Annotated in this window: 16 protein-coding genes and 1 CRISPR repeat array; all 16 genes read left to right on the top strand. The window is 40.5% G+C overall.

Features of this window, described 5'->3' with window-relative positions; all coding sequences use genetic code 11:
* Positions 1 to 74 precede the first annotated feature (74 nt).
* The 16 genes from V6C27_01985 to V6C27_02060 all read left to right on the top strand — a co-directional run bounded on the left by V6C27_01985 (position 75) and on the right by V6C27_02060 (position 19,162).
* On the top strand, positions 75 to 2,816 hold the full coding sequence (locus V6C27_01985) for a calcium-transporting P-type ATPase, PMR1-type (GenBank protein ID MEG6615196.1): 2,742 nt from the start codon (positions 75 to 77) through the stop codon (positions 2,814 to 2,816).
* A gap of 202 nt (positions 2,817 to 3,018) precedes the next feature.
* Positions 3,019 to 3,393, top strand: a complete 375-nt coding sequence (locus tag V6C27_01990) for a rhodanese-like domain-containing protein (GenBank protein MEG6615197.1) — start codon at positions 3,019 to 3,021, stop codon at positions 3,391 to 3,393.
* Between the two features lie 231 nt (positions 3,394 to 3,624).
* Complete coding sequence (locus tag V6C27_01995) at positions 3,625 to 4,152, top strand: O-acetyl-ADP-ribose deacetylase (protein MEG6615198.1); 528 nt, start codon at positions 3,625 to 3,627, stop codon at positions 4,150 to 4,152.
* Between the two features lie 7 nt (positions 4,153 to 4,159).
* Positions 4,160 to 4,378, top strand: coding sequence for a hypothetical protein (locus V6C27_02000; GenBank protein ID MEG6615199.1), 219 nt, complete (start codon positions 4,160 to 4,162; stop codon positions 4,376 to 4,378).
* 30 nt (positions 4,379 to 4,408) lie between these two features.
* Entirely contained in the window at positions 4,409 to 5,083 is a 675-nt protein-coding gene (locus V6C27_02005) for a DNA alkylation repair protein (protein ID MEG6615200.1), read from the top strand.
* 413 nt (positions 5,084 to 5,496) lie between these two features.
* The gene (cas6, locus tag V6C27_02010) at positions 5,497 to 6,246 is read left to right on the top strand and encodes a CRISPR-associated endoribonuclease Cas6 (GenBank protein MEG6615201.1); all 750 of its coding nucleotides are present in this window, start codon (positions 5,497 to 5,499) and stop codon (positions 6,244 to 6,246) included.
* A gap of 40 nt (positions 6,247 to 6,286) precedes the next feature.
* Complete coding sequence (locus tag V6C27_02015; protein ID MEG6615202.1) at positions 6,287 to 8,326, top strand: TM1802 family CRISPR-associated protein; 2,040 nt, start codon at positions 6,287 to 6,289, stop codon at positions 8,324 to 8,326.
* A gap of 12 nt (positions 8,327 to 8,338) precedes the next feature.
* Positions 8,339 to 9,301, top strand: coding sequence for a type I CRISPR-associated protein Cas7 (locus tag V6C27_02020; protein MEG6615203.1), 963 nt, complete (start codon positions 8,339 to 8,341; stop codon positions 9,299 to 9,301).
* Between the two features lie 44 nt (positions 9,302 to 9,345).
* Positions 9,346 to 10,035, top strand: coding sequence for a CRISPR-associated protein Cas5 (gene cas5, locus V6C27_02025; protein ID MEG6615204.1), 690 nt, complete (start codon positions 9,346 to 9,348; stop codon positions 10,033 to 10,035).
* Entirely contained in the window at positions 10,029 to 12,434 is a 2,406-nt protein-coding gene (gene cas3 / locus V6C27_02030) for a CRISPR-associated helicase Cas3' (protein ID MEG6615205.1), read from the top strand. Before cas5 ends, cas3 begins: the two co-directional genes overlap by 7 nt.
* Positions 12,435 to 12,603: 169 nt before the next feature.
* A CRISPR array of direct repeats spans positions 12,604 to 14,765; the repeat unit is 30 nt; unit sequence GTTTGTAGCCTACCTATAAGGAATTGAAAC.
* A gap of 62 nt (positions 14,766 to 14,827) precedes the next feature.
* Complete coding sequence (cas4, locus tag V6C27_02035; protein MEG6615206.1) at positions 14,828 to 15,334, top strand: CRISPR-associated protein Cas4; 507 nt, start codon at positions 14,828 to 14,830, stop codon at positions 15,332 to 15,334.
* Between the two features lie 11 nt (positions 15,335 to 15,345).
* Positions 15,346 to 16,338, top strand: a complete 993-nt coding sequence (cas1b, locus tag V6C27_02040) for a type I-B CRISPR-associated endonuclease Cas1b (protein MEG6615207.1) — start codon at positions 15,346 to 15,348, stop codon at positions 16,336 to 16,338.
* 18 nt (positions 16,339 to 16,356) lie between these two features.
* On the top strand, positions 16,357 to 16,620 hold the full coding sequence (gene cas2 / locus V6C27_02045) for a CRISPR-associated endonuclease Cas2 (protein MEG6615208.1): 264 nt from the start codon (positions 16,357 to 16,359) through the stop codon (positions 16,618 to 16,620).
* Between the two features lie 293 nt (positions 16,621 to 16,913).
* Positions 16,914 to 17,735, top strand: coding sequence for a nitroreductase family protein (locus tag V6C27_02050; protein ID MEG6615209.1), 822 nt, complete (start codon positions 16,914 to 16,916; stop codon positions 17,733 to 17,735).
* Positions 17,736 to 17,786: 51 nt separating this feature from the next.
* Complete coding sequence (locus V6C27_02055) at positions 17,787 to 18,524, top strand: DUF5131 family protein (GenBank protein MEG6615210.1); 738 nt, start codon at positions 17,787 to 17,789, stop codon at positions 18,522 to 18,524.
* A gap of 5 nt (positions 18,525 to 18,529) precedes the next feature.
* A complete protein-coding gene (locus V6C27_02060; GenBank protein ID MEG6615211.1) occupies positions 18,530 to 19,162 on the top strand; it encodes a flavodoxin family protein in 633 nt (210 codons plus the stop codon).
* The last annotated feature ends 25 nt before the right edge of the window (positions 19,163 to 19,187 follow it).

The following is a 19,187-nucleotide window of genomic DNA, read 5'->3' on the forward strand; positions in this document are numbered from 1 at the left end:
CACCGAATATGTATAGGTTATAGCCAGGGTATTATTGGTAATTTTTATTATAAGGAAGTAAGAGGTGACTTTATATGGGTGGACGCTGGCATACCATGGGGCGTGAAGAAGTGGTTGACAAGTTTGATTCCAACCGGGACAAGGGGTTGGATGCCAAGGAAGCCAAAGAAAGATTAAAACATTTGGGGCTAAACCAGCTGGTTAGTGCCCCCAAAGATCCGCCGTGGGTAATGTTCCTTAATCAGTTTAAAGACTTTATGGTGTTGGTTTTAATTGCCGCCACCATTGTCAGTGGTTTTTTACACGAATGGGCCGATGCCATTACCATTATGATCATTGTAATTGTCAATGCCATTTTAGGCTTTATTCAAGAATTCCGGGCTGAAAAGTCCATGGAAGCCCTAAAGGAAATGACCGCGCCAGAGGCCAAGGTGATTAGAAACGGTGTAGAAAGCAAAATCCATGCCTCAGAACTGGTACCCGGAGATGTGGTACTGTTGGAATCTGGAGACAAAGTGCCAGCAGACCTGCGGTTGTTGCAAACGGTCAATTTAGAGGTGGAAGAATCGGCGCTGACCGGTGAATCGCTGCCGGTGAAAAAACAGGCAGAGAAGATGGTCGAGCAGGAAAACATTGGTTTAGGCGATACCTGCAATATGGCCTACATGGGTACCGTGGTGACCCGAGGGCGAGCCAAAGGGTTGGTGGTGGCCACCGGCATGGCAACGGAAATGGGTCACATTGCCGGCATGATGCAACAGGTTACCGAAGAAGTAACACCGCTGCAGCGGCGGTTGGCCCAACTGGGCAAATACCTGGTCAGTTTCTGTCTACTGGTTTGTGCTTTGGTGGTGGTGCTGGGGGTAATGCGGGGAGAACCGGCCTACAATATGTTTATGGCTGGGGTGAGCTTGGCGGTGGCGGCTATTCCCGAGGGATTACCAGCCATTGTGACCATCGCACTGGCCATTGGCGTGCAGCGGATGGTAAAACGAAAGGCCATTATTAGAAAGCTACCAGCGGTGGAAACGTTGGGTTGTGCCACGGTAATTTGTTCCGACAAAACCGGTACTTTAACCCAAAACAAAATGACAGTGCGCCGATTGGTGATGGCCGAGGCGGAAGTGGAGGTAACCGGCGAAGGTTACAATCCCCGGGGAGATTTTAATTTTGTCAAAGGTAAAGATGAAAAGGAATTTGATTTGCTGCTGAAGGCAGCGGCCCTGTGTAACAACGCTACGCTGGTAAAGGGCAATATCAGCATTGGTGGGCTGTTGCGCAAGTTATCTAGCCAACCTAAGGAATGGCAGATAAACGGTGACCCCACCGAGGGGGCGCTTATGGTGGCGGCAGCCAAAAGGGGGGTTTGGCGGTCCCATTTGGAAAAGGATGAAGCTAGGCTGGTGGAATTGCCCTTTGATTCTGACCGCAAGCGGATGACTGTAATTTATCAGAATAAAAAGTGGGAGAAAACCGCTTACGTCAAAGGGGCACCGGACGTGGTGTTGGATCTGTGTACTCACTTTTATCAAAATGGCCAAATTAGACCATTGACCAGTAGCGTGAAACAAAGTATGCTTTGGCACAATGCCAAAATGGCCGATGATGCCCTGCGGGTGCTGGCGGTGGCGGTGCGGGAACTGCCGGTCAACATGGATGATTTTAGCGAAACCAATGTCGAACGGGATTTGGTGTTTGTGGGCTTGGCGGGGATGATCGATCCGCCCCGGCCGGAAGCCCTGCAAGCGGTGCTGACCTGTAAGCGGGCCGGCATTAAAACGGTGATGATTACTGGTGACCATCAGTTAACCGCCCGGGCCATCGGCGCCGAACTGGGGCTGTTGGGCCGAAACGGTACCGTGATGACCGGAGTGGAACTGGATGCAATAGATGATGATGAACTGCAGCGGCAGGCGGAACAGGTGGCGGTGTATGCCCGGGTGTCACCGAAACACAAATTGCGCATTGTGCGGGCTTTAAAGAGTAATGGTCATGTGGTGGCCATGACCGGTGACGGGGTCAATGATGCTCCGGCGGTGAAAGAGGCCGACATCGGGGTGGCCATGGGTAAAACCGGCACCGATGTGACCAAGGAAGCCTCGGCCATGGTGTTGGCAGATGATAACTTTAAAACCATAGTGGACGCGGTAGAAGAGGGGCGCGGCATTTACGACAACATCAGAAAATTTATCCGCTACCTGTTGTCCTGTAACGTCGGTGAGGTGCTGGTGATGTTTCTGGCGGTGTTGGCGGGGTTGCCGTTACCACTGGTGCCCATTCAAATCTTGTGGATGAACCTGGTTACCGATGGCCTGCCGGCCATGGCGTTGGGAGTAGACCCGGCAGATCGGGACGTAATGAATCGCCCGCCCCGGCATCCCCAGGAAAGCGTATTTTCCCATGGTTTGGCTTGGCGGATATTGGGCAGTGGCACAGTGATTGCCATCGGCACACTGATGGCCTTTTGCATCGGATTATTCTGGGGTGACGAGGCATTAGCTCGGACAATGGCCTTTAATACACTGGTGTTTTTCCAATTGTTCTATGTGTTTATCTGCCGGTCGGAGCATCACTCATTGTTAGAAATTGGTCTCTTTAGTAATCCGTTTTTGTTAGCAGCGGTGGCAATTTCCACAACACTGCAGTTAATGGTGGTATATTTGCCCTTCCTGCAGCCAGTATTTAAAACGGTACCTTTGGAACCAATGCACTGGCTGGTGGTGCTGGCCATTAGCTTTACGCCACCATTTTTAAGCACGGTTACAATGCACGCTAAAAGACGGCTTAGACGGCATGTTACTTATTTGAAAGCCTAATAAATTTTTGCTAAAGGGGAAGTGCCAGTGCAATTGTCAGTGGCAACTTCCCCTTGACAGTTTAATTACAGTACGGTCCCCTCCGCATTAGTAGATTAATATTGATCAAGTTGCTTGGAGTAGTATAAACTAAAACTGACGAACGATGTTTTATTAGTAAAAGGAGGTTTAAACAATAGATACAGTAACAATTTTTCAGCTTTTGTTGTTTGCCTTAGGTGTAATTCTGCTTTTGCAATTTACTCCGGTTAGAGGACTAAGAACCTTAACTGGTCAGCTATTTAAACAAGAATTAAAGCAGAATGAAAATAATATCCTGATTGATGTTCGGGAACCTGCTGAATATCAAGAAGGATATATCAGCGGAGCAATCAATATTCCTTTGTCTCAATTTAAAGCTAGAATAAATGAGATTTCTCCGGACAAGCCTATCTTTCTTTACTGTCGCAGTGGACATAGAAGTAAAAGAGCAGCCCGTATTATGAGCAAAAATGGCTTTGAGAATATAGTTCACCTGCAAGGTGGCATTAGATCTTGGGATGGAAACATTAAAAAAGGTAAGCGCCCCAAACATTAGTTGGGGCGTTTTATGATTTATTCCATTGCCTCTTTATATAACCAGTACGATAAATTCTTTCCTTATATATAGACACATCACAGAGGGACGGTTTCTTTGTGTTGTAAATGAGCTGTTCTTTATCTCTGAATTTAATTGATGATTGTGTATTTAAAAGAGTGTTGTTATTGAGTTGATGTGTTAAAATGACTAACAAATAAATAATATCTATCGGTGATTGGAGTAGTTAACATGGACAATAACCAAGAAATAAAATTAACCAACAGGCTTAGCTTAATAGAATCTGATATAACAACACTAAAGGTGGACGCTATAGTTAATGCTGCCAATGAATCTTTGCTTGGTGGTGGAGGTGTGGATGGACAAATACACCGGGCAGCAGGACCCGGACTATTGGCAGAGTGCCGCAAACTAAATGGTTGCCCTACTGGTGAAGCTAAAATCACCGGTGGTTATAACTTACCTGCTAAATGGGTCATTCACACTCCTGGTCCAATTTGGCGGGGTGGAGAATTTCAAGAGGAAAGATTATTGGCTAATTGTTATAGGAATTCACTACACCTGGCAGTGGAGCATGGCGTAAAAACAATTGCTTTTCCGATGATTAGCGCAGGGGTATACAGATTCCCCATGGAAAAGGCCATTAACATAGCGATAACGGAAATAAAAAAGTTTTTGCAAATAGATAAATCTCTTGATAAGGTTTATATGGTTTTATACCGAAGATCTCCCGAAGAGATGATGAAGTTAATCAAATAGAGTGAGTTTGAAACCTATACAGGGAGCAAAAAAGGTGATTGGAGCGGCCATTGAAAGCACCGACATTGATGAAGTGAAGGGACTAGGCTTTTGTGTGTCTGTAGCCCACGCTGAATTGATGGCTAAAAATTACGACAACATGGGCAGAAAAATAGATTTTGCTGTAAAAAATCTTGGTTTAAAGCAGGGAAATGCAGAAATCAGGTTGAATGAAAAAAATAATTAGCAAATATGGAAAGAAGGTATAAGATAATTTATGGAAGAAGAAAATACTACATATAACGAACTGATTAATGCATTTCTTAAGAGTAGAAATCCCGACCAAGCAATTCAAATGGCTGCTTACATGAAAAACAACTTTCCCTTTTTGGGTATTAAAAAGCCCCAGCGGGCAGCACTGGGTAAAGATTTTATTAAGAACGCAAAAAAACAGAAAATAATTAACTGGGATTTTATTGACAGACTATGGGTTATGCCGGAGCGTGAGTTTCAGTATTTGGCCATCGATTATTTGCTGGCTTTGAAAGATTATTTGCAGAAGGATGATATTGATAATATTAAATTTTTGGTAGAAACAAAACCCTGGTGGGACACCGTTGACACTTTGGCCAGTAACATCACTGGGGTGCTATGTCTTAAATACCCAGAACTAATCAACAGCCATATTTTAAAGTGGGCAGAAAGCAACAATATTTGGCTTGTTAGGGTTGCCATTCTGTTTCAGTTAAAATATAAAGAGAAAACCGATCAGGAATTGCTTAGTTTAATAATTAAACAAAACAGCAATACCACAGAGTTTTTTATTAACAAGGCTATTGGCTGGGTATTAAGGGAGTATTCTAAAACCAATAAAGAATGGGTTAAGGAATTTATCGCCAGCAACCCGCTGCACCCGCTGAGTGTAAAAGAAGGCAGCAAATATTTAGATTAGCCTTGCCATATGGCAGGGTGTTTTATTTAGGGCTGGCTCCCTTGATTATAAAAAGTGGTTGGAGCTTATGGATACGCAACAAACTGAACTGATTAATCAGTTCCTGTGGAAAAAATATCGCCATATCTGATGGTGCTATATGGGTCGGCAGAAAACATTAACTAAAATGTTGTTTATATTATAGAAGAATTTTTAGTAATATAGTAGTAATATGCAAGAAAACAGATAATTAAAGTAATATGCTTCTGTTTCGGAGTGCCAAAATGGGTTTGTAGCTTACCTGTAAGGAATTGAAACTCTGCGGTTACAAAAATTGACGATATGTGTAGAAATTTTCTTAAAGGAATTACTTGATTTTACTAGAAGTACCAGTCAATAAACACTTAAATGACAATTTTCTTAGTACGGGGGGAGTGAAATTGCGTTTATGTCTTACTCTTACCAGCCAAGAACCGCAAATATTATTACCAATACACTATAATCATTATATTCAAGCGGCAATCTATAACAACATATCTTCAGAATTAGCAAGGTTCTTACACGAACGAGGGTACATATATAAAAACAGAAGTTTTAAATTTTTTACTTTTTCTCGATTGCTGGGTAAATACAAAATCAATAATTTAGACAAAACCATTACTTTTTATCCCCCACTAAAGCTGTATATTGCATCCCCGATTCCAGAATTTTGTACATCTATCATGAACTGTATACTCGGTGAAGGAAAAATTCGTATATATGATGTTTGGGTTGAAGTTAACAACATTAGCGTTGATAAGCCAACCATAGAAAGTGATAGCGCTATACTAAACATCATTTCGCCAGTTGTTACTTACAGTACCTTTAATAAACCTTCCGGTGGGAAATATACATGTTACTATCAGCCTGGGGAAAAGCAATTTGCATCTCAAATTGAAGAAAACCTGCGCAAAAAATATATTGCTTATTACAACCGACCTGCCCCAACAGAAAAAATAAACATAGAACTGCTGAACAAACCGCACATGAATATAACGACCTATAAAAACACAGTCATTAAAGGGTATAGCTGCAAAATAAAACTTTATGGCCCACGAGAACTACTGCAAGTGGCAGTTGATGCTGGTTTAGGGGCTAAAAACTCCCAGGGATTTGGTTGTGTTGAATTAGAAGGGAGGGATTGAACTGATCATTGAAAGTCTAATTCGGCTTGGTCGACCATTAGTGGAAGGTGGCATATCTCCCCAGGCTATATTAAGCCAAATATCTGACGTGGCAGCGGTAACAGCTAAAGGGTTTTTATCCCGAGTATTTGTGATTGAGGTTGACAAAAGGGCCCTAAAAACCAAAATTGCTGCTTTACCACTACAGTGCTGGGGGGATTATGAAGTACAATCCCCCAAAAGTAAAAAACAGGTATTCGTGCAAGATGTAGACCGGGCAGTGGGTGCTCCCTTTGTTATTCCTGCGGGAGGTAATCCTACCAAGCCACAAGGGCGTTATAGCGTTCCGTCCTATTTAACTTACGAAAAACAAGTGCAAGAGTTTATTAGTAGTGCCAGTAGTATAGAAAAATTTCTAGCCGGTAGGGTACCAAGAACTGTGGGAGTTAGCTTGACGGACAAAGAAATAACAGAAATAGCAAATCAGTTACATAAAGTGGCCCAAGGGGTTTCTACAGATACAAAGGACAAGCTTTTAGCATTAGTGGTTTTAGCAGTAGTGGCGGAAGATAGTCCTTATCAATTAAGTGACCAAATCCCCCGGGGTAATAGCACGCTTGCCTACATTGGCCCTAGCGTGATAGAAGAAGGCAAGTACTTGGTGGCTGACCTAAATCTAATTAAAGATAGATTCTGGGAAGCAAAATTAGCCGAAGGGGCAGAAAAGGGTGAACGACAGGATAATGATGCTATATGTTACTTTTGTGGTGCCGCTGGCAGAGTAGTTTCCACTTATTGCAAGGCGTGGCCTTGGTTTACCACCACCTGGAGTTGCCCATTACCTGCGGGTTTAAAGGATAATAAGTTGGTAGAAACCATTGCTGTTTGTCCCCAGTGTTATAATGCTTTAACTTACGGTGCCAACTTATTTAACAAATTAACAAAACCCCTAGATAACTGGCTTACTAAAGAATTGTTTGCACCATCTGCCACTGCCGAGGGTAAGCGTATTTCTAAAATAGGTACACCCGAAAGAATATATGGCTGTGGTTATGTACTACCTGTTTTGGATGACTTTTTAGAAGATGAAGACGATCGATTGGACTTTGTTGAAGGAATGCTATCAATGCTAACTGGCAATGAAACTAAAGACGACAAAGTAAATGTTCACCTGCAAGAAATAACTGGATTTGAACTACAACTTCCCCAAGAGATATCAGCAGATAACTATCGGCTGACCATTATTTACTACTCCGGAGATACAAGCCGGGGGGACATCCACTTAAGGGCCACCATTGAAGAGGTTATCCCATCGGTAGCTAAAAATTTAAAGCGTATCACAAAAGATGTTGCTGATTATGCACTCGACATTGCTAACCAATTACAAAATGTTTCAGTAGAGTATGCCTACATTATTAAGAAAAACTATTCTTCGTTGCCATACTTATTGACTAATGCTTACGGGGCTCCATATATCTGGCAAACATTGAGCAATGTGTTGCACCGGGGTAAAATATCACGCCAACGTTTTTTATTAAATATAGCCCAAAGAATGAATGAACTGGCACGTAAATTACCAGATTCCAATGTTATTTATGATTTAAATAAAGAAGTTATTTTCTACTTAGCGTTTACAGAATTTTTAATTAAGTATCAAAAACTTGTTGCAGTTGAAACCGGAAACGGAGGTTCACAAATGAGAGATTGGAGAGAGCTAAAAACAATAATAGCAGCGGCAGACATTAATGACATAAAATTTATCGATGCAGAAGAATTGGGCTTTGCCTGCGGTTACTTAATGCGCGTTTTTTCCAAACATTATTGGCATAAAAGTAATGGCAAAGATTTTTTAAAACACCGAGTAATGACCTTTGGCAGCAGTTTAACTCCAGAAAGTATTTGGAAACGCGGATTGTCAAAGGTTGATGAGTATGCCAGAAAATTAGATATGCATATTACAGATGATTTGCGAAAGCGCTTTGCATTGGCCTTGATGGAATATAGCCGTATGAAAGAACAGGTTAATAAAGATAAAGATGCTTTTATGGCAGCCTTTTGGGCAGGCTATGCCCTGGCCACAGATAAAAAGAATCCTAGATAAGGAGGAATAACCTTGAGCGTAAACAGTGGTGAAATCTTGTTTATTAAAAGTGTAAAGGACGGCATACCTAACCGCGATCCACTTAACGAAAGTGATGCCAGAAGATTGTTTGGCGAAGAAGATGGGCGTATTTCTCTTTCAGATGTCAGTATAAAACGGGACGTGAGAGATTATGTGTTGGCCAAATACCCAGCTGGTGGTGAACAAAAGCGTTATTACATTTTCTGCCGTCAGGAGCGTACTGAGGATGGTAAGTTATTAGGACGACAAAAACTTGCCGAATCTATTTTAAATGAGGTTAATAAGTCTAAATCTAAATCTAAACGTACGGACTTGTTAGCGGCTAGTTTTGATATGCGTATCTTTGGTGCGGTTTACAGTGTGGATAAAGAAAGTTTTAACCAAACAGGACCGGTACAATTTGGTTGGGCTCACTCACTGCATCCGGTGGAGACTAAGTATGTGCAAGGTACAGTGGTTATGCCCAGTAGAGATATAAAAGAGAACGATAAAGGTGAACAGGAGGGCAACCAACAAGGTACAATTTGGACTACCTATACACTTCCATTTGCAATATTTGCCATGCCAGCTGTAATTAATGCTCATATTGCAAAGGATACTGGCATGGATGACAAAGATGTAGAGGTGCTGTTGGAAGCTTTGTGGAAAGGTACCCAGCATCGTCAGGCTAGGGGGCGGGGAATTCAGCAACCACTGTTGTTGTTACATGTCGAATACAAAGACCCCTTTACCCGCATAGGCTATTTAGAAGATTATGTAACTATTAAACCAGAGCGGGATGTATGGTTGGGGGTAAATCCGCCAACATCATTGTCGGAAGTAAAACTGGATGTAACCAAACTGGAACAAATTTTATTAACTAATAAGAAGAAAATTGCAAACATTCGTTACTGGTTACATCCTGGCTTAAAATTAATTGGTAACTTGTCCGGAGAAGCATGTGATTTTGATTAATAGCGACAATTAATCTCCGGGAGGTGAGGTAACTGAAACTGTTAGTGTTTGATATTAAAGGCAACATAGCGCATTTTCGCCGCCCGGATACCACCGGGACTCATGCCACTTACCCTTTTATTACTAGAACCAGTTTGCATGGATTAATAGCTTCCGTCTTAGGGTTAGAGCAATTAACAGGCACAAACATGATAGGTATACAACTGCTAGCACCCATTTGTACCCGCGTCCAAGAAATGTCTATGTTAGGTAAGGGATGGTTGGGTGAATCTAAAAGCACCTTTAATCGACCTACATCAATAGAATTGGTGATAAATCCAAATTATAGAATCTATTATACAGGTGATCACTTAGAAAAACTTAGTGACATGTTGCAACATGGGCGAAGCCATTATCATACTTATTTGGGTAGCGCTTATTGCTTAACATTTCCTCGCTATGTAGAGTGTGTTGAAGTAGAAACAATAGTGCCTCAGCAAGATTGCGCATTAACCTGTAGTACAGTGGTGCCAAGCCACGTCATTAGTTCATTGATGCCTGCTGCAGGGTGTCAGTACGGGCGGGTAGGGGGTATGCATTATCAATATCTGGGCGAAAGGCGTTTTAAAGGCACAATTAATTTAATTTACGAAACGGCTGGTAAAACAATTGTAATAAAACCGAAAGTATCCAGCACTGAAAGGCCAGTAACATTTTGCATGTTGCCTGGAAAAGAGGTGGTATGTATTTGGTAATTGCACTAGAGCAATGCATTGCCAGACCTGCCGATGTTAGTGGAAAACATCCCTTGATTGAACATTTAGAAGCAGTAGCTTTTGGCTGGGGTGATAAAAACGGAAACAATAAGGATATGCTTAGATTTTTAGCAGGCTTAATGCATGATGCTGGTAAAGCCCATGCAGAATGGCAGCAATATATTAATACTCCGGCAGTCAGGCGCCGCAAAGGGCCACCCCATTCTCCGGCGGGAGCAGCTATTTTCTGCTACTGTGCCATCCACTTATTAAGTAATATGCAGCTAGATAGGGGAGAATTGAAGGAAACACAATTTTACATCATGCGTTTAGCCAGGGATATTTATGATCATCATGGGCAATTGCAGGATATAACTGAGGAAGTTCCTTGGGGCAACAGCTTAACGCTAGGATTTTTTGATCAGCTAGACTTAGATGGATTGATTGATCTAGTAGAAAAACATCTAAAAATTGCGCATCTGTCTAAAGAGCAATTTACCTGTTGGCTTGAAGAATTTCCTGAAACATGGGAGCGCTGGTATTATCGATTACCTGGTTATATTAGGCGACGAGTGGAGAGCGAAGGAAACAAGTACAGCAATGCCGCCAAAGAAGCATTGCGTTCGGTAACCGCAAACTTAATTGCTAGTGACCGTTACCATGCTGCAGGGCTATATCCATCTTCATTATGTTCGGCGGAAGCACGAAGAGCACTTAAGTTGCTTAATGGGTTGTGTGTTAAAAAGGGACAACAGGTTTTACAAAATGGTAGCGCTTCCAAAGAACTAGTGAATTTGCGCCAGTGGTTGCAGCAAACGGTTTTTGAAAACTATCAGCATAATAACCCTAATAGGTTCTTTAGCCTGACTTTACCTACAGGGATGGGTAAAACATTAACATCAATACGGCTGGCTTTAACCGCCTGTGCATCGGGACACTGTGAAAAAATCATTTATGTGGCTCCCTACCTATCTATCTTATCACAAGCCACTGCAGAAATTAGGAAATATACTGGCTTAGATGTTGTACAACATCATCATTTATCTGTGCTGGATGTCGAGGCGGGAGAAGGTAATAACGAAGAAACCTTTTATTTAGCATTGGAGGCCTGGCAAGCAGCGCCAATTATAACCACAACATTTAATCAGCTGTTTAGGGCATTGTTTCCCAACCGAGCTCAGCAATCTATGCGTTTAAAAGGATTACAAAAATCATTTTTAATTATAGATGAGCCACAAATTATAGATGGTGCGGCGTGGAACCTATTTTTACAATTATTGGCGGCAGCGGCAGAAGAATATGATATGCAAGTGTTGCTTACCACCGCCACTCTGCCGCCAGCGGAATTGGGGTTACCCAAACAATTGGTGCCTTTAGCACCAGTCTTTCAAATACCAAATCGCTATACAATAAGGTGCCGCCAGGAACCGCTAGATCAACATGAGATTTCTGAAATAGTTATGGGCAAAATAGAAAAGTGCAAGTCTATTGGCATTGTGATGAATACAATCCAAGATGCGGCTATAGTTTATGAAGAAATTTTATTTTCAATTCCTGATGGGGTAAATTGTTTTAATCTTTCTAGCCGCATGACACCATTACATAAAGCGCAAAAAATTTTAGAGATATCAGAAAAACTGAAATCTGGTCAGCCCACAATAGTAGTTTGTACTCAGGTATTAGAAGCGGGGGTGGATTTGAGTTTCCGCTTATTATTGCGGGCATTGCCGATTATTCCCTCTATAGCTCAGGCAGCGGGGCGAGCCAATAGACATGGTGAGGGAGAAGTAGCTTTGGTTGAAGTGTTCCAGTTTTTGAGAGATGGCAAAAAAAATACTAGAAAATATGTATATAGAAGTAACATTGCACGGGAGGAAACAGATAGTATTGTTGATCAATATGGGCAATGGTCTGAACCAAAAACAACAGAGATTGTGAGTAAATATTATCGAAACTGCTTTGCAAGAAATACACAAACTACTTCGCTAGAAGGTTTAATTGATGCAGTTTGTGGCAACTGGTCCGCCATTTCTGGCGTTAATCCCTTTGGTTTTGATTTACCTAATATTAGTTTATTTGTGCCATGGGGTGAAGAATATCTAGATAGAAACATGGCCCAATTATTGCATCAATATGCTCCGTTAGGCGTTGAGCAGCTTTATGAAAGGTTTGTTGATAAAGATTACTTAAGGCTAAATTTTATAGATAAAAAGCGATTTATGGCTCTGTTACAGAATTTTACTGTGCCAGTAACCGATAAAATAGCTTTAAAACTAGCGGCATCTTTAACAGATGTATCAATTCCGCGATTAGCCAACCCAAACATATATTCATCAGATACTGGTCTTGCTCATATAGTGGCCGATGGTGTGGAGGATTTTTCAAACTGTTGCTTCTAGTATAATATTTTTCCGTCGACCTGCGGTAGTGTAAAAATAGCTGGGGGTCGACGGAAAAATTTAGCTGAAATGCAGGTAAAATGCCTGTGATGCGGTAGTTTTATGTTGAAATTAATGTGGTTTGTATTGATTTTTAAGGAAAAAGGTGCAATTTTAAGCACCAAAATGGGTTTGTAGCCTACCTATAAGGAATTGAAACACTATACAGTGTAAAGAAAAGTCAGGAGTGTTAATTAGTTTGTAGCCTACCTATAAGGAATTGAAACACTCTACCTCTGATTTCCTTGCATTAATACATGGCATAGTTTGTAGCCTACCTATAAGGAATTGAAACTGGGACAAAGGCGCGCCACTATGGTTTATATCACAAAAGTTTGTAGCCTACCTATAAGGAATTGAAACTTGTAGTCGCCTACGCCCAACAAAAAAGCAGGTACTCGTTTGTAGCCTACCTATAAGGAATTGAAACTTGTCGCAGTATATAATTTTCAAAACCTAGTCCTCCGTTTGTAGCCTACCTATAAGGAATTGAAACGTCCTTCCATCGGATTGGCAGCCAGATCACAAACTTGTTTGTAGCCTACCTATAAGGAATTGAAACTATACCCCACATTGTCAAATGTCTGTACGATGTTTGTGTTTGTAGCCTACCTATAAGGAATTGAAACTTAATCCTATTGCCGAGCGTATTGTTTCGATTCTATGTTTGTAGCCTACCTATAAGGAATTGAAACTTCAGTAAGTAAATTGCATCGCAAGTGTCTATCATTGGTTTGTAGCCTACCTATAAGGAATTGAAACCCTTAGAGAAGTGCGAAATGGTTATAAGCCAGACGGGGTTTGTAGCCTACCTATAAGGAATTGAAACTACACACGCATGAAAATGGCGATTGAGAGTTGGGAAGTTTGTAGCCTACCTATAAGGAATTGAAACCTATGCAAGACGTATTGTAAACGGTTTGAGAAGGGGTTTGTAGCCTACCTATAAGGAATTGAAACAAAAGCAACCTGCCGATTTTTCGGCATTCATAACAGTTTGTAGCCTACCTATAAGGAATTGAAACTTTCCGATCTAGCACTTCAGGCTAGTAATGGCATTAAGTTTGTAGCCTACCTATAAGGAATTGAAACCTCTATACCCCCTTTGCCTTGTATTGCATTAATACAGTTTGTAGCCTACCTATAAGGAATTGAAACGCATACTTTTCTAGTTTTTTGGTGTAAGGTTTGGTAAAGTTTGTAGCCTACCTATAAGGAATTGAAACCTAGGGGGGTGGAGTGCATTGCTTGGAGTGTTGCTTGTTTGTAGCCTACCTATAAGGAATTGAAACAAAATGGCAGGTGTTATAAATGTTTAGTTTCCCAAAGTTTGTAGCCTACCTATAAGGAATTGAAACCTTCTTCTGCCGTTATTAGTGCCTGCTGTTCTCTCCGTTTGTAGCCTACCTATAAGGAATTGAAACATCAAATTGGATGGAGATTGACAGGAAGAGAAGGGGAGTTTGTAGCCTACCTATAAGGAATTGAAACACTTGCTGATAACTAATACTAACATATCTGATTTAGTTTGTAGCCTACCTATAAGGAATTGAAACGTGGTTTATTGTAGGTAATTATCAACAAAGTTATACACGTTTGTAGCCTACCTATAAGGAATTGAAACCATAAGTTTTGATGATAACGGCGACCGAATTAAAACCGTTTGTAGCCTACCTATAAGGAATTGAAACTTGCCACGCCATCATAAAATAGTTTTCTGGTTCTGGTGTTTGTAGCCTACCTATAAGGAATTGAAACTCAGATTACGATGTTTGGATTAGTCAAATATCAGATACGTTTGTAGCCTACCTATAAGGAATTGAAACATTGTTACCGCTACAGGGCTACTGGTAACATCGTTTGGTTTGTAGCCTACCTATAAGGAATTGAAACTGGTCACGCTATGGGTGCCATCACTTAATGAGCTTGGTTTGTAGCCTACCTATAAGGAATTGAAACCCAAAAATTTAAACGCGCTTAAAACGCCATTTAAAGTTTGTAGCCTACCTATAAGGAATTGAAACTAGGTACAAACCCCTTGCTCACCACAATTACTCTGCGTTTGTAGCCTACCTATAAGGAATTGAAACGAGTTAGAATTTAGCTATCCTGACCCAAATTTGCCACCAGTTTGTAGCCTACCTATAAGGAATTGAAACTCGTATATACCACTATACGGCACATGAAAAGCATGGATGTTTGTAGCCTACCTATAAGGAATTGAAACTCCAAAATGGACAACAGACATATATCGCTTATATCGTTTGTAGCCTACCTATGAGGAATAATGTCTGGGGTAGTCGTACCTTTGTATTGGCCCTGGTGGCGGAAAATTTAATAGGGGGTTAGCGCCAATGTATAGGGATGAGGTTAAAGTTGGTGGTACACTCATATGGTACTATTATGTTTGCAAACGAGAAGTGTGGTTGATGGCTCATCAAATAACGCCAGATCAAGATGATACCAATGTTGTTTTAGGTCGCTTTTTTGCTGAACAGTCTTACAATCGTAATAAGAAAGAAGTAGCCTTTGGACATATGAAATTTGATATTGTAAAGAAAGGTAAAGACGGTTTGGTGGTAGGCGAAGTTAAGAAAAGTAGCAAATTTAGAGAAAGCGCTAGAATGCAGTTGGCCTATTATTTACTAGAACTACATATCAACGGGATTAAAGCCAAGGGAGAACTGCTTTTTCCTCGCGAGAAAAGAAAGGAAATTATTGAGTTAAATGAGGACTTAATAATTAAATTAAAAAATGCTGAAAAAGAGATTTTGCAAATCATCCATTCTCCAGTGCCTCCCGATGCAAAGAAAATAAATTTCTGTAACAAATGTGCCTATGCAGAATTATGTTGGGCGTAAGGAACAAAAAAATGAAGAAAACTATTTATATATTTAATGATGGCCAGCTGAAGCGAAAAGGAAACACATTGTACTTTGAGACAGAAGAAAATTCTAAATACTTGCCGGTTGAAGATATAGGGGAAATATTGGTCTTTGGTGAAGTTACACTTAACAAAAAATTTCTAGAATTTGTTTCTCAAAAAGAAATAATAATCCACTATTTTAGCCATTATGGGTACTACATGGGTTCATTCTATCCTCGGGAACATTTGAATTCTGGGTTCATTATACTTAAACAGGCAGAAAATTATTTGAATGCTGAAAAACGAATATTTTTAGCTAGGCAGTTTGTTAGAGGGGCAGCCAGAAACATCAGACAAGTACTTAAGTACTATAATAATCGAATTGGTGGTCTAACTGAGACCATAGAAAATGTCAGTGAGCTAACTGGTATGTTGGCTGACTGTGATGATGTTAGTAAATTGATGGCTCTAGAAGGAAATATCCGCGATTATTATTATAAGCAATTTGATAAGATAACCAACAACCCTGACTTTAAATTTGAGGAACGCACCCGGCGCCCACCTAAAAACCATATAAACACATTAATAAGTTTTGGCAATAGTATTATGTATACAATTGTTCTTAGTGAAATTTACAAAACACACTTGGACCCACGCATAGGTTATTTACATACAACTAATTTTAGAAAGTTCTCACTAAATTTAGACATTGCAGAAATATTCAAACCTATTTTGATAGATCGAGTAATATTTAGTTTGTTAGCCAAAAAAATGATTACAGTTGCAGACTTTGAAGAATTTGCCAATGGAATCATGATGAAAGAAAGGGCTAAAAAGATTTTCCTACAAGAATTGGATACTAAACTAAAAACAACTATAAAGCATAAGTCCATAGGTCGCCAAGTTTCTTATAGGAGGATAATTCGCCTAGAGTTATATAAGCTAGAAAAACACTTAATGGGTGAAGTTGAGTATGAACCGTTTGTGGCACAATGGTAATTTTTTGGTGGTGAAATAATGTTTGTAATCCTAGTTTATGATATTAATGTTAAAAGAGTAGCTAAGGTATTAAAGACTGTACGTAAGTACCTCCATTGGGTGCAGAACTCTGTATTTGAGGGTGAGATTTCTAAAGCCAATTATCAAAAATTAAAAACAGAAATTCGAAACATCATTAATAATGAAGAAGATTCTGTTATCATTTATGTTTTTCGCACACTTCAATATTCAAGCCGAGAAATTATGGGAATAGAAAAGGGCGGTGAAGATATTTTTCTTTAAAGCATGTAACAGAAAGCAAAGTACACTACATGGTTGTATATAAATAAACGACCACATGACTGAGGCTAGGGGGGTTAGACTAACGTAACTGCAAGTTACAAATATTGTAATTCTTGTTACCGCCAATCAGTAGTTGTATAAAATAAAAATTTCCAAACTTGCGCAGTTAAATCACAAATACTGAAACTGGACAATACCAGTATAAAAGTATAAAATATATACATTAATAAGCTCCCAATGGAGGGCTTATTGTTGTCTATTCAAAGCCAAAAGTTATCTAAGGGGTAGATACAATGATAAAAATTGATGCTGAAAAATGTATCGGTTGTGGACTATGCGTTAAAGACTGTTTTCCCCAAGACATAGCAATAGTTGACGGAAAGGCCCAGGTTAAAAATGTAACCTGCCTTAAGTGTGGTCACTGCATTGCTGTATGCCCCCAAAGGGCTGTATCTATTGAAGAGTATAATATGGAAGAAGTAAAGGATTATAATAAAGAAGCCTTTACAGTGGATGCCGATCAGTTATTAAACTTTATTAAATTCAGAAGAACGGTTAGACAATTTAAGAAACAAGAGGTAGAAACCGAAAAAATCTTAAAAATTATCGAGGCCGGCAGGTTTACCCAAACCGGTAGTAATATGCAAGATGTATCCTATATCGTTGTCAGAGAGGGATTGCAGCAGTTAAAGGCTTTAGCCTATCAAAGCTTAAAGAATAAGGCAGAAGCCATGCTGGCCAATTTAACCCCAGAGACCATGCAGTTTAAGAGATATGCTGAGATGTGGGTGCAAATGTATCAAGGCTATCAACAAAATCCTGATGAAAATGACAAACTATTTTTTAATGCTCCGGCAATAATTGTTGTAACTGCCCATTCCCAAGTCAATGGTGCCTTGGCTTCTTCCAATATGGAACTGATGACCAATGCTTTAGGGCTGGGAACTTTCTTTAGTGGTTTCTTTGTAATTGCCTCCCAAGACAATAAACAGATTATGGATTTTCTCGGCATAGATGGGGGCAAGCAAATTGTAACCTGTATGGTAATCGGTTATCCTAATGTGAAATATTTAAGAACAGTACCCAGAAAAGAGGCCGATATCCGCTGGAAATAAAACGCCGGAAAATTCCGGTGTTTTTAATTTTGGTGAAGGGAGGAAGGCGGCATAACCAATTGGAATCCCTGGCATGGATGTACCAAAATCAGCCCGGGCTGTCTTAACTGTTATGTATATCGACGGGATGCTGAATTTGACCGGGATGCTTCAATGGTGCATAAAACTTTATCCTTTAATTTGCCTATAAAGAAAAATCGCAAAGGTGAATATAAATTGCAACCCGATGGCGATTTTGTTTATACTTGTTTTACCTCTGACTTCTTTCACCCAGATGCCGATCAGTGGCGGATAGATGCTTGGCGGTTTATGAAAGAACGTTCAGATTTGCAGTTTTTCTTTGTGACCAAGCGCCCCGACCGTTTTTATGTCAATTTACCGGCAGACTGGGGTGAGGGTTATGACAACGTGCATATCTGCTGTACCTGCGAAAATCAACAAATGGCCGATGTCAGATTGCCTGTTTTTTTGGAGTTGCCCATTAAACACCAATCCATTATCCATGAACCAATGTTGGAGGCCATCGAAATTCGAACCTATTTGGCAAAATATCGTCACCGCATCGAAAAGGTAATCTGTGGTGGTGAATCTGGTGATGCAGCCAGATTATGTGACTATAGTTGGGTGCTTTCCACCCGATCCCAATGTGTAGAATATGACGTGCCTTTTCATTTCAAACAAACCGGCGCCAACTTTCGTAAAGGGAATCGGATATATAAAATCCCCAGAAAGTATCAGCTAACTCAGGCAGCCAAGGCCGGTATTGATTATAAAACTGATAGGAGGTAAAGGGTATGAAGGTTGTAGCTTTTAACGGTAGTCCAAATAAAGCGGGCAATACTTATCATGCCATTAAGTTGGTGACTGAGGAATTAGAAAAAGAAGGTATCAAAATCGAAATCATTCATGTGGGCAACAAGGTAATTAGAGGTTGTTTGGCCTGTGGTCAATGTATAAAGAATAAAAACGAAAGATGTGCCATCAATGATGAAGTCAATGACTGGTTGCAATTAATGAAGGGGGCAGATGGCATCATTTTGGGTTCGCCCACACATTATTCAGCCATTGCCGGCACCATGAAATCATTTTTGGATCGAGCTGTTTATGTAGCTGGTGCCAATGGTGGCATGTTAAGACATAAGGTTGGGGTGGCGGTGGTTGCCGTTAGACGATCCGGCGGTCTGCCAACCTTTAATCAGCTAAACAACTACCTTAACTATTCCGAAATGTTGATCCCCACTTCTAACTACTGGAACGTTATTCATGGCAGAGCTCCCGGCGAGGCATTGCAGGATGCTGAAGGGGTACAAATTATGAGGGTTCTGGGTAAAAATATGGCTTGGCTATTGAAATTGGTGGAGAACGGCAAAGGTGCTGTGCCAGAGCCGGCAATGGAAGATAAAGTGTTTACCAACTTTATTCGCTAGAATAAAAGGGCTGTTGCAAAAAGCA

The sequence above is a fragment of the Peptococcaceae bacterium 1198_IL3148 genome, assembly GCA_036763105.1.
Lineage (GTDB): Bacteria > Bacillota > Desulfotomaculia > Desulfotomaculales > Desulfohalotomaculaceae > JBAIYS01.